Origin of the sequence: Marinobacterium ramblicola, assembly GCF_019084545.1 — a bacterium.
GTDB lineage: Bacteria > Pseudomonadota > Gammaproteobacteria > Pseudomonadales > Balneatricaceae > Marinobacterium_D > Marinobacterium_D ramblicola.
Map to the genome: position 1 here is coordinate 1 of NZ_JAHREP010000029.1, position 11089 is coordinate 11089.

Annotated in this window: 12 protein-coding genes and 1 pseudogene; 3 read left to right on the plus strand and 10 right to left on the minus strand. The window is 61.3% G+C overall.

The features are described 5' to 3' along the window. A partial coding sequence (locus KQ940_RS18885) for a hypothetical protein (RefSeq protein ID WP_217415471.1) occupies positions 1-234 on the plus strand: 234 nt, incomplete at its 5' end. A 313-nt stretch (positions 235-547) separates the two neighbouring features. On the opposite strand, the pseudogene KQ940_RS18890 reads toward KQ940_RS18885, so the two are convergent. Continuing rightward, positions 548-715 (minus strand): annotated as a pseudogene (locus tag KQ940_RS18890) (aldehyde dehydrogenase (NADP(+))); the annotation flags it as partial. Between the two features lie 104 nt (positions 716-819). Here KQ940_RS18890 and KQ940_RS18895 point away from each other — a divergent pair. Beyond that, positions 820-1119: an addiction module protein gene (locus KQ940_RS18895; RefSeq protein ID WP_217415473.1), complete on the plus strand. Its 300-nt coding sequence runs from the start codon at positions 820-822 to the stop codon at positions 1117-1119. Here KQ940_RS18895 and KQ940_RS18900 read toward each other — a convergent pair. The 6 genes from KQ940_RS18900 to kdgD all read right to left on the minus strand — a co-directional run bounded on the left by KQ940_RS18900 (position 1058) and on the right by kdgD (position 6987). Continuing rightward, positions 1058-1558, minus strand: coding sequence for a type II toxin-antitoxin system YhaV family toxin (locus KQ940_RS18900; RefSeq protein WP_246590196.1), 501 nt, complete (start codon positions 1556-1558; stop codon positions 1058-1060). The genes KQ940_RS18895 and KQ940_RS18900 overlap by 62 nt on opposite strands. 2 nt (positions 1559-1560) lie before the next feature. Further along, the gene (locus KQ940_RS18905; protein ID WP_217415475.1) at positions 1561-1890 is read right to left on the minus strand and encodes a type II toxin-antitoxin system PrlF family antitoxin; all 330 of its coding nucleotides are present in this window, start codon (positions 1888-1890) and stop codon (positions 1561-1563) included. Positions 1891-2113: 223 nt separating this feature from the next. Then, positions 2114-3691 (minus strand): aldehyde dehydrogenase (NADP(+)), encoded by a 1578-nt coding sequence (locus KQ940_RS18910; RefSeq protein ID WP_217415476.1) that lies wholly within the window; start codon positions 3689-3691, stop codon positions 2114-2116. A 119-nt stretch (positions 3692-3810) separates the two neighbouring features. Next, positions 3811-4569 (minus strand): FadR/GntR family transcriptional regulator, encoded by a 759-nt coding sequence (locus tag KQ940_RS18915; RefSeq protein ID WP_217415479.1) that lies wholly within the window; start codon positions 4567-4569, stop codon positions 3811-3813. A gap of 105 nt (positions 4570-4674) precedes the next feature. Continuing rightward, the gene (locus tag KQ940_RS18920) at positions 4675-6000 is read right to left on the minus strand and encodes a glucarate dehydratase family protein (protein WP_217415481.1); all 1326 of its coding nucleotides are present in this window, start codon (positions 5998-6000) and stop codon (positions 4675-4677) included. Positions 6001-6075: 75 nt separating this feature from the next. Then, a complete protein-coding gene (kdgD, locus tag KQ940_RS18925) occupies positions 6076-6987 on the minus strand; it encodes a 5-dehydro-4-deoxyglucarate dehydratase (protein WP_217415483.1) in 912 nt (303 codons plus the stop codon). 372 nt (positions 6988-7359) lie between these two features. Here kdgD and KQ940_RS18930 point away from each other — a divergent pair, with 372 nt between their 5' ends. After that, positions 7360-8622, plus strand: a complete 1263-nt coding sequence (locus KQ940_RS18930; RefSeq protein ID WP_217415484.1) for a hypothetical protein — start codon at positions 7360-7362, stop codon at positions 8620-8622. On the opposite strand, the gene hypE is transcribed toward KQ940_RS18930, so the two are convergent. From hypE to KQ940_RS18945, 3 genes are read right to left on the minus strand one after another with little or no spacing between them, the layout of a single operon-like run. Beyond that, on the minus strand, positions 8619-9656 hold the full coding sequence (hypE, locus tag KQ940_RS18935; protein WP_217415485.1) for a hydrogenase expression/formation protein HypE: 1038 nt from the start codon (positions 9654-9656) through the stop codon (positions 8619-8621). The two genes, KQ940_RS18930 and hypE, sit on opposite strands and share 4 nt — an antisense overlap. Next, positions 9653-10816, minus strand: coding sequence for a hydrogenase formation protein HypD (gene hypD, locus KQ940_RS18940; protein ID WP_217415486.1), 1164 nt, complete (start codon positions 10814-10816; stop codon positions 9653-9655). Before hypD ends, hypE begins: the two co-directional genes overlap by 4 nt. Continuing rightward, entirely contained in the window at positions 10813-11088 is a 276-nt protein-coding gene (locus KQ940_RS18945) for a HypC/HybG/HupF family hydrogenase formation chaperone (protein ID WP_217415487.1), read from the minus strand. Before KQ940_RS18945 ends, hypD begins: the two co-directional genes overlap by 4 nt. Between the last annotated feature and the right edge of the window lies 1 nt (position 11089).

Here is an 11089-nt window from a genome sequence, read left to right on the forward strand (position 1 = left end):
AGTCGGTTTATTGATGCCTCGGTGGAGGGGACATCTCAAGTTGCGATTTTGGGGACTTTAGCAACCGGCACTGACATCGGCTTGGGTAAGCCGATCAGAAAACTCATACAGCAAGCCAGCTTTCACCTGATCCAAGGTGAAGGCCGCTCCCGGCATTCTTTCTCGTGCAGCTTCAGTCAGTTCCTTTCGGAATTCTTCAACATCCATTTTCACTACCCTTTCATTCCTGACTAACAGGTCATACCGAAGCTTTAGATGCTAAGACGGTATCAACAGGCCTCGCCTAACACCCTAAAATGCCATTTTCTCTGTCTCAGGGCCATAGACTGAGCACTTTCCACCCATTTTAGCCGACTGCAACTGCCTTTTCAGGCAGTGTAGGCAGATCCACCCTCTGCTATCAACATCTGATCCACGCGCACTTTGGCCAGAGCGAACAACGGTAAGCGCCGTTAAATCGACACACTTCCCCTAATCGTACTGCGCCACATTTTTTGCAGCTGGCTCCAGCGCCACATTCCACGGCAGGAGGGCTTGAGAAGCACACTTAACGCTGGTCCTGACCGCCGATCAGGCGACGGATACCGAGTGGGTTGCCGTCCTTGATCGATGCGGGCAGCATCGCCTGCGGTAGCTCCTGGTAACACACCGGGCGCAGAAAGCGGTTGATTGCCGCGGAGCCAACCGAGGTAGTGCGGCTGTCGGAGGTGGCCGGTTTCGCCCATCGCCCGCTGTTGAAGCAAGGGTTGTCGGCAGCAGGCATCGACACGTTCCGCATCGAAACCAACGGATCTATGGTTACCCCGTTGGAGGTGAATTATGAATCCAGGTATCAGAGATTTACCCATCGATCAGCGTATCAGGCTGGTTGAAGAGGTGTGGGACAGCATTGCTGCCGACCAGGGTAGTGTCGGACTCACCGAGGCTCAGCGGATTGAGCTGAATCGTCGGCTTGATGCGTATGAAGAGGATGGCCAAGCCGGAGCAGACGTACAATCGGTGCTGGAAGGGATCCGTAAAAGACGGAATTCGGAACTCGGGGGTCAGAAGGGACATGTCACTCGACAAGTTTCTTGGCGACTTCGTTCAAACGATCCAAAGTACCGGCCGCTTCTTTGAGCAGTGAGGCCCAATTGTCTGGTGGATGGCCTGTCTTGAGCATTTTTTCAAAGACGCGATAGGCATCCTTTTTACTGTCATAGGCACGTTTATTTTTTTCGTCATTGACCCAGGCAAATACAATAATTTTTGATGCTGAATCAAAGCGAAAAAACAGCCGGTACTGCTGAAAGAATTTCGCGCGAAACCAATGCTTATGGTCGTTTCCTAATGTATCGCCCTGGCGATATTCCGGAAGTGATGGATCCTGAGGTATGACCTCAAATGCCAACCTGGCAATAGCGGCGAGGCGTTTGGTAGCGTTTTTCTTCCCAAAATTCTGAGGATCTTTTTCTTTAAGCGCTTCGACCTGATCAAGGAGTGAATCAAGCTCATCGAGAAATAGCGGGTGGCAAAAGACCGTCCACCCGTTGATAACGAGACTGGTTTGATCCGGCAAAATCATTCGTCCTCGTCATCTAACGGTGCATCCAGATCGACTTCGATGCCGCCAACGAGACTTTGGATACGGGAGGCGAGTTCAGGTGTTGCAGCCTTCAGTCTTTGGGGGTTGGCTTGAATGTCATTTGCCAGAAAGGTCAGAAAGCTACCCAGTACCGGGTCAGCTTCATCCTGATCAGCGCGTGACAATAGAACATTGCCATCAGGCTGTATGGTGTAGCGAATCTTTTCCCGCTTGCCTAAATGCAATGCTTTGCGAACGGCGTCAGGGACGGTGGTCTGATACCGGTCGGTCAGAGTCGATTCCGTGATGAGTATGGAGTTCGCCATGGTGAACCTCTCTGTACGTAAAATAAAACCTACCCGAATAGTAATGCAATTGCATTACCACATCAAGAATCATCAGACCTCGCTACCTGCGGTAGCTGGGTCACACCCTCTCTGAGCTTATATCCAGACATTCGGGATGAAAAAAACCCCTGCTCCATCGCTGGAGGCAGGGGCCAAACACCAAGCCAAAGGCGAATGGCTTGAGAAGCACACTGGAGAGAACTTAACGCTGGTCCTGACCGTCAACCAGGCGGCGGATGCCGAGCGGATTGCTGTCCTTGATCGCCTCGGGCAGCAGCGCCTGTGGCAGGTCCTGGTAGCACACCGGGCGCAGGAAGCGGTTGATCGCCGCGGAGCCGACCGACGTGGTGCGGCTGTCGGAGGTGGCCGGGAAGGGGCCGCCGTGGACCATGGCGTGGCACACTTCGACGCCGGTCGGGTAGCCGTTGCAGAGGATGCGGCCGGCCTTGCGCTCCAGCACCGGCAGCAGTGCACGCGCGGCTTCGATATCGGCGTCCTCCAGTTGCAGCGTGGCGGTCAGTTGCCCTTCCAGATGCTCCGCCACGCGGACGAAGTCGGCGACGCTCTTGCACTCGATCACCAGCGAGGTGGAGCCGAATACTTCGTCGCCCAGCGACTCATCGGCGATAAAGGCTTCGGCGCTGGTCACGTAGAGACCGGCGCGGCACTGGTTGGGCGCATCGCTGCCCTGCCCGACCGCCACTTCGCGCACACCGGCATTGCCCTTCAGCCGATCCACACCGCTGCAGTACGCGGAGAAGATCCCCGGTGTCAGCATGGTCTGGGTGGCCACCTTGGACAGCTCGGCGGCAGCCACTTCAAGGAAGGTGTCCAGTTCGGCGCCGGACTGGGCGATCACCAGTCCCGGATTGGTACAGAACTGGCCGGCACCCATGGTCAGCGAGCCGACGAAGCCCTTGGCGATCGCTTCGCCGCGCGCGTTCAGCGCTTGCGGCATCAGGAACACCGGGTTGATCGAACACATCTCGGCATAGACCGGAATCGGCTCGGGACGTTTGGCCGCCTGCTCCATCAGCGCGGTACCGCCGGCACGGGAGCCGGTAAAGCCCACCGCCTTGATCCGCGGATGCTTGACCAGCTCAACCCCGACTTCGTTGCCGGAGCCGAACAGCAGGGAGAACACGCCTTCCGGCAGTTGGCACTTGGCCACTGCGGCCTGGATGGCACGGCCGACCAGCTCCGAGGTGCCGGGGTGTGCCGAGTGCGCCTTGACCACCACCGGGCAGCCGGCCGCCAGCGCGGAGGCGGTATCGCCACCGGCGACGGAGAACGCCAGCGGGAAGTTGCTGGCGCCGAACACGGCCACCGGCCCGAGCGGAATCATGCGCAGGCGCAGGTCGTTGCGCGGCAGCGGCTGACGCTCCGGCATCGCCGGATCGATACGCACATCCAGATAGTTGCCGCTGCGTACCACCGAGGCGAACAGGCGCAGCTGGTTCATGGTGCGACCGCGCTCGCCCTCGATACGCGCCTGCGGCAGGCCGGTCTCGGCCATGGCACGCTGCACCAGTTCGTCACCCAGCGCCAGAATCTCGTCGGCGCAGGTTTCCAGGAAGCGGGCACGGGTTTCCGGGTCGGTTTCGCGGAAGCTGTCGAACGCGGCCCAGGCCAACTCGGCCGCCGCGTCGACGTCCTCTTTGCTACCGCCGCCGAACAGCGGTTCCAGATTTTCGTTGGTGGCGGGGTTGATCGCCTGTATCGCTTTGCTCGTGCCCTTGACGGTACGCGAGCCGATCAGCATTTCGCCGAGAATAGTCATCTGCATAATCCTCCAGTAAAGAGTGTCTGGCCCAGGCTACCGTACATCCTGTACATAACCGGGCACCGTTCAAACCAGCAATGTCTTGTGAAGCAGCAGTCGAGCGGCGCAGCTATGCCTTACTCGAACTGCTGACTGGTCCTGTACTTCTCGTACAGGTGATAGGCACGGTAGAGGTGCGTATGCATCGCCTTGCTTGCCTTTTCGGGCTCACCTTCCCGGATCGCGTCAAAGATAGCGCGGTGCTCCTGACGCACCCGCTCGAGATACTCCTCGGTGGCGGGGCGATCCAGGTTGGTGTTGACGATCTTCGCTCTGGGGATAATGTTTTTGTTGAACTGCTCGTAGAACTGTCGGAAGAAGTGGTTGCCGGTCGCGCTTGCAATTGCAAGGTGGAAGGCCAGATCCTCCTCCCGCGCCAGTTCCCCTTTTGCCAACGCCGCATCGAATGCGGACAGGCTCTGTTCGAGACGTTCGATATCCTGCTCGGTGCGGCGCATGGCCGCCATCTCCGCCGCCTTCTCCTCCACGCACATGCGCAGTTCGAGAATATTGAGGATATCTTCCACGGCCGTGGGATTGATGGTGTAGGCAAACAGCGTTTCCGCCGGCTGACTGCGCATCACCGTGGTGCCGACACCGCGCCGTGTCTCGACCAGACCCAGCGACTTGAGCTGAGTGATCGCCTCACGAATGACGGTGCGGCTGACGGCGAACATGTCGCACAGCTGCGCCTCGGTCGGCAGTTTGTCGCCCACCGGGATATGGCCCTGGGTAATCATCTGCTCCAGCTGCTTGGCGACATGAGAGGCGAGGCTCTCCGAGCGCCGAACCGGCTCGACGTTAAAGCTGCCGCCGGCGGCAGAGGGGTTACCCATGGATCGATCCTTTCATCAATTGTTTTTGGCCTGCCACATTATCCCATAAAGCTTGGGTGTTTCTACTTATCTCACCTGCTTACCTAACCTGCTTACCTAATTCGTTTATCTAACCAGGGCCGGACGTTTCGGATCGAAGCGCCAGCCCGGGATCAGGTACTGCATCGCCATGGCATCGTCGCGCCGGCCCAGGGTCAGCGTCTTGTACAGCGCGTGTGCCTCGTCCAGCTTGTCGCGATCCAGTTCGATCCCCAGACCCGGCTTGGTCGGCACTTTCAACTTGCCTTCGCGAATCTTCAACGGATCCTTGGTGATGCGCTGACCGTCCTGCCAGATCCAGTGGGTGTCGATCGCGGTGATCTCACCCGGACAGGCCGCCGCGACATGGGTCATCATCGCCAGCGAGATGTCGAAGTGGTTGTTGGAGTGCGAGCCCCAGGTCATGCCCCACTCGTTGCACAGCTCGCCCACCGCCACCGCGCCCTGCATGGTCCAGAAGTGGCAATCCGCCAGCGGGATGTCGACCGAATCCAGCCGCACCGCGTTGCGCAGTTGCTGCCAGTCGGTGGCGATCATGTTGGTGGCGGTTTTCAGGCCCGTGATGCGCTTGAACTCCGCCAGGGTTTCGCGACCGGACCAGGCGCCCTCCTGGCCGCAGGGATCCTCGGCATAGCTGAGCATATGCTTGATCGGGGTGAGGTACTCCACCGCCTGCTTCAGTGTCCAGGCACCGTTCGGGTCCAGTGTCAGGCGCGCCTCCGGGAAAGCGTCGTAGAGTGCCGCGATACACTCCGCTTCCTGATGGCCATCCAGCACCCCGCCCTTGAGCTTGAAGTCCTTGAAGCCGTAACGCTGGTAAGCGGCTTTCGCCAGGCGCGCGATCGCATCCGGGCTCAAGGCCTCCTGAGTGCGTACCAGATCCCAGTCGTCGACCGGATTAAAGCAGCTCGGATAGGGCAGATCTGTCTTCTTGGGATCACCAAGCTGAAACAGGTAGCCCAGCGCCTCGACCTCGTCACGCTGCTTGCCGAACTGACCGAGCAGTTCCGCCACCGGCAGCCCCAGGTTCTGACCGGCCAGGTCCAGCAGTGCCGATTCGATACCGGTGATCACATGCACCGCGGTGCGCAGATCGAAGGTCTGGTTGCCGCGCACGTCGTCGGCCTGCCCGGAGGTGGTGGCACGGACACGGCTGATGATCGCCTTGTAATGCCCGACGCTCTGCCCCTCCACCAGCTCGCGGCAGCGCTCCAGCGTATCGATGATGGCGGAGGTCGCCGGGATCTCGCCCAAGCCGATATTGCCGTCGTTGTCTTCGAGTACCACGACGACGCGGATGAACCAGGGCGCATGACCGCCGCTGAGGTTCAGCAGGAAGCCGTCATACCCGGCCACCGGCACCACGGTCATTTTCTTTACAGTCGTGAACATGCTCTGACCTCTGGAGAAAAGGGGATCGGACGCTAACCCCTTCGCTTCCGTCCGACCCCAAGGGGTGCTCGTTGCTTATCGGTTGGCGTTGATGATTGCCGCCAGCTCCTCTTTCTCCGCTGCGCTCGGCATGGTCAGCGGCGCACGCACATCACCGGCCGAGCGCCCGACAATGTCGGCACCGGCCTTGATCAGGCTGACCGCGTAGCCCTTCTTGCGATCGCGCAGGCGGCAGAACGGGATGAAGAAGTTCTTGATGATGGCAGTTACGGTGGCCTGATCGCCGCCACGCAGCGCGCTGTAGAACTTCATCGCCATCTCCGGCATGAAGTTGAACACCGCGGATGAGTAGGTGTTGACGCCGATCGACAGGTAGGCCTCGGCAAAGATCTCGGCCGTCGGCACGCCACCGATATAGACCAGACGGTCGCCGACGGTCTTGATGGTGTCGTTCAATGCGGCGATGCTGCCGACGCCGTCCTTCAGGCCGATCAGGTTCGGACAGGCCGCAGCCAGCGCCTTGACACTCTCGGCGTCGAGGATGCCGTTGCCGCGGTTGTAGTAGACCACCTGCAGCGGGGTGCTGTTGATCACCGCCTTGGCGTACTCGACGACGCCGTCGGCCGGACACTCGGTCAGGTAGGGCGGCATCAGCAGAATCGCATCGATACCGGCCTCCTCCGCCGCCGCGCAGTAGGCCCTGGCATCCGGGATGCTCTTGCCGGCGCTGGCGATCACCGGCACACGACCGGCGACGGTCTCCACCGCGATCTTGCAGATCTGCTTGTATTCATCCATCGACAGGGAGAAGAACTCCCCTGTGCCGCCGGCAACGAACACGCTGGAAACGCCCTGCTGCACGAACCACTCGATACGCTCGCGGTAGGTGTCGGCGTTGAACTGGCCATTGGCATCGAAATCGGTGATCGGGAAGGAGAGCAGGCCGTCGCTGAGCGACTGGCGAATACGTTCTACGGAGAGTGCCATCTTTACTTGTCCTCTAGTCAACCTGTCGTTGCGTAGCGATACACCGGCCCGGGACAGGATGATCTGCAGCCGGTTAAGTTGTAATACATCATACAACATACAACTCGACCTGCAACAGTTATATTTCGCATCGCTCAATGCCATAAGCGTTGTTTATGGAAGCGCCCCGGTGCTATTCCCTTGTCACCGGGTTAAAGGCATAGTGCAGCGACAACTCCAACGACACGCCAGCCACCCCCTTCCGCACCCGACAGCGACATAAACAGGGCAATTTCCGGTTCAACGATGCAGCAAGCAAGGCAACAACCCAGGCAAGGCACAGGGCAACGCGTAGGGCAGCAGATAGGTACCGAACTATCGGGATGGTTGCTGATGTGCACCGTTCTGCTTGCGCTGATATCGGCCCTTGGCGACACCCTCCCCGGTTACATGGCGGGCATTCCGATCTGGATATCGGCACTGATGCTGGTCGACCGCGTCAAGCCTTCGCAGCGTCGTCAGATCCTGCTGCTGTTTCTGATCGGGCTGGTCGGACTGGTGTTCGGTACGCTCAACGGCGCCGATCATCATTATCTGCTGCGCGCCCTCTCGGCCAATCAGATGGTGGTGGCGATGCTGATCGGTGTCAGCTTCCTGCGTATCGTCGCCCTGGCCGGGATCCGCTCCGACGAGACACTGCCCAGAGGCAAGCGCGCGCTGTTGAAGACGCTGCTCGGTACCCATCTGTTCGGTTCGGTGATCAACATCTCCTCCACGCTGATCGTCGGCGACCGCCTCAGCGCCCATCGGCCGATGCAGGCGGTGCAGGGGCTGACGCTGCTGCGCAGTTTTGCGGCCTGCGCGTTCTGGTCGCCCTTTTTTGCCGCCATGGGTCTGACGCTGGTCAGCGCCCCCGGTGCCCGCCTCGAGACCCTTGTGCTCTATGGCTTGCCGCTGGCGATTCTGGCGTTGGCATTGAGCGCCTGGGAGATCCATCGCCACCCCGATGCCGACTCGGCCGGCGGTTATCCGATGCATTTGGGCGCTTTATGGATGCCGCTGCTGCTGGCGGCACTGGTGATCGTCAGCCATCTGATCTGGCCTCGTGTCAGCGTACTGACGCTGGTAACGCTGATCTCGCTGCTCTTTACGCTGGCCTGGCTGACGCTGAAGCGGGGAGGCGCAGGGCTGTCGGAGGCGGTGAATCACGTCCGGGTCGGGCTGCCCAACCTCAGCGGCGAAGTGCTGCTGTTCGCGGCGGCGTCGATGCTGGCCGCCGGTGTCGCCGCCACGCTGTCGTCGCTCGATCTCAATCTGGCGCCTGCTCACTTCGGTCCTCTGCAGGCGTGTATCGTGCTGCTGATACTGGTCGCGCTGGCCATGGCGGGGATGCATCCGGTCACCAGCGTGGTGCTGGCCGGCAGCATATTGGCGCCGTCGGTGAACGACCCGAACCTGCTGGGCCTGACCCTGTTGATGGGCTGGTCGCTGGGTGTCGCGCTGTCGCCCTTCTCCGGCATACAGCTAAGCCTGCAATCCCGCTACGGCATCAAGGCGACCGAGCTACTGAAGCTGAACCTGCTGTACGCCCCGGTGATGCTGGTGATCTGCTCTCTGGTGATCTGGCTGTACGGGATGCTGCACCCGCTCGCCTAACAGATCCGCGGTAGCAGCTCACCATTGAGCCAGTCCACCATGCGGTTGCCGCCGAACACCGTCTCCATCTGCACGAAGTGGTGCGGGTCCTCGATCACCCGGCCGATGATCGCCGCCTCCCGCCCCTGCGGGTGGACCCGCATCGTCTCGAGCAGTTGTTCTGCACGGTCCTGTGGGCAGATCGCGATCAGCTTGCCCTCGTTGGCGACGTAGAGCGGATCCAGCCCCAGAAACTCGCAGGCGGCGCGTACCGGCTCGCGCACCGGGATCCGTTTCTCGAACAGCTGCATGCCGACCCCGGATTGTTTGGCCAGTTCGTTCAGCGTATTGGCCAGGCCGCCGCGGGTGGGGTCGCGCATGCAGCGGATCTGCGGCACCACCTCCACCATCGCTGCGACCAGGGTGTGCAGTGCCTGGGAGTCGGACTGGATATCGGCTTCGAAACCCAGGCTTTCGCGCAGCGACAGGATGGTGACGCCGTGATCGCCGATCGGCCCGGAGAGCAGGATCGCATCGCCCGGCTGTGCTTTATCGCCTGAAAGATCCAGCCCCTCGGGCACCACGCCGATACCGGTGGTGTTGATGAACACGCCGTCGCCCTTGCCGCGCTCCACCACCTTGGTGTCGCCGGTGACGATCGGCACGCCTGCGGCTTTCGAGGCTGCCGCCATGGAGTCGACGATGCGCTTCAGATCGGCCAGAGGGAAACCCTCCTCCAGGATAAAGCCCGCCGACAGGTAACAGGGCCGGGCGCCGGACATGGTGATATCGTTGATGGTGCCGTGCACCGAGAGCGAGCCGATATCACCGCCGGGGAAGAACAGCGGCGATACCACATGGCTGTCGGTGGCCATCACCACTCGCCCCGGCGGCAGGCTGAAGCGCGCCTGGTCGTTGCCCTGTGCCAGCCACTCGTTGTCGAACGCCTGGGCAAACAGCCGGTCGATCAACTCGGCCATGGCACGACCGCCGCTGCCGTGGACCATTTCGACGCGGCCGGTTCTCAGGTTTAAGCCAAGGCTCGGACGGCTCATGCGCTGACCTCCTGTGCCGGAATCCGGCTCTCGCCTTTTGTTGAATCGCTGAGACGACCATAGCTGTAGTAGGCGGCGCAGGCGCCCTCCGAGGAGACCATGCAGGAGCCGAGCGGGTTGTCCGGCGTACAGGGGTCGCCGAACAGCGTGCAGTCGCGCGGGTTCTTCACCCCACGCAGGATCGCCGGACACTCGCAGGCCTTATTCTCGCGGCCCTCCAGCTGGGTCAGCGCAAAGCGCTTTTCGGCATCGAACTCGGCGTAGTCGGCGCGGATCTGCAAGGCGCTCTCAGGGATCGCCCCCAGGCCGCGCCACTCAAAGCTCTTACGCAGTTCGAACACCCGCGCCACCAGTGCGTTCGCCTTGGCGTTGCCCTCGCGGGTGACGGCACGGGTGAACTCGTTCTCCACCTCGCAGCGGCCGTCGTTGAGTTGGCGGATCAGCATCAGAATCGCCTGCAGCACGTCGAGCGGTTCGAAGCCGGCGATCACCACCGGCTTGGCATACTGTTCCGGGAAGGGCTCATAAGGCGCGGAACCGATCACGGTGCTGACATGGGCCGGGCCGATAAAGCCATCCAGTTGCAACGCGCCGCTGTCCGCCTCCGGCGTGTTCAGGATCGCGTGCATCGCCGCCGGGGTCAGCACATGGTTGCAGAACACGGAGAAGTTGGTGAGGCCGAGCTTTTTCGCCTGCTCCAGCACCAGCGCCGTCGGCGGCGTGGTGGTCTCGAAACCGATGGCGAAGAACACCACCTGCCTGTCCGGGTTCTGCTGCGCGATCCTGATCGCGTCGGCCGGTGAATAGAGCATCCGCACGTCGGTGCCCTCGGCGCGCACCTTCATCAGGCTGACGCGGCCGGAGCCCGGCACTCGCAGCATATCGCCGTAGGTGCAGAGGATAAGGTCGGGCCGCCGTGCCAGTTCCACCGCCATATCCAGCCGCCCGATCGGCAGCACGCAGACCGGGCAGCCGGGGCCGTGGATCAGCTTGACGTTGTCCGGCAGCAGCCCGGGGATGCCGTAACGGAAGATGGCGTGGGTATGGCCGCCACAGAACTCCATCAGGTGGTAGGTGCGTGCCGGATCCGCTTCGACCCGGATCTGACCGGCGATGGCGCGCGCCTTGTCGCCGTCACGGAACTCGTCGACATATTTCATGCCTTGCCCTCCGATGAAAGCCCCTCTTCCGCCATGATCGCATCGCGTGCCGCCTGCAGCTGACCCAGCTCCTCGAACAGGGCCAGGGTCCTGGCCGCCTCCTCCGGATCCAGCTTGTTCAGTGCGTAGCCGACATGCATGATCACATAGTCGCCGACGGCCAGATCATCCACCAGGGCGGTGTTGATCTCCTTGCGTACGCCGCCGATATCGGCCAGCGCCCGCTCCTCGTCGATCAACGCTTCTATCCTTACCGGGATCGCCAGACACATG

What these genes read in the sequence shown, in the direction of transcription:
- KQ940_RS18895 (WP_217415473.1), top strand. Translation starts at nt 820, where the DNA reads ATGAATCCAGGTATCAGAGATTTACCCATCGATCAGCGTATCAGGCTG.
- KQ940_RS18905 (WP_217415475.1), bottom strand. Translation starts at nt 1,890, where the DNA reads ATGGCGAACTCCATACTCATCACGGAATCGACTCTGACCGACCGGTAT.
- KQ940_RS18910 (WP_217415476.1), bottom strand. Translation starts at nt 3,691, where the DNA reads ATGACTATTCTCGGCGAAATGCTGATCGGCTCGCGTACCGTCAAGGGC.
- KQ940_RS18915 (WP_217415479.1), bottom strand. Translation starts at nt 4,569, where the DNA reads ATGGGTAACCCCTCTGCCGCCGGCGGCAGCTTTAACGTCGAGCCGGTT.
- KQ940_RS18920 (WP_217415481.1), bottom strand. Translation starts at nt 6,000, where the DNA reads ATGTTCACGACTGTAAAGAAAATGACCGTGGTGCCGGTGGCCGGGTAT.
- kdgD (WP_217415483.1), bottom strand. Translation starts at nt 6,987, where the DNA reads ATGGCACTCTCCGTAGAACGTATTCGCCAGTCGCTCAGCGACGGCCTG.
- KQ940_RS18930 (WP_217415484.1), top strand. Translation starts at nt 7,360, where the DNA reads ATGTGCACCGTTCTGCTTGCGCTGATATCGGCCCTTGGCGACACCCTC.
- hypE (WP_217415485.1), bottom strand. Translation starts at nt 9,656, where the DNA reads ATGAGCCGTCCGAGCCTTGGCTTAAACCTGAGAACCGGCCGCGTCGAA.
- hypD (WP_217415486.1), bottom strand. Translation starts at nt 10,816, where the DNA reads ATGAAATATGTCGACGAGTTCCGTGACGGCGACAAGGCGCGCGCCATC.
- KQ940_RS18945 (WP_217415487.1), bottom strand. Translation starts at nt 11,088, where the DNA reads ATGTGTCTGGCGATCCCGGTAAGGATAGAAGCGTTGATCGACGAGGAG.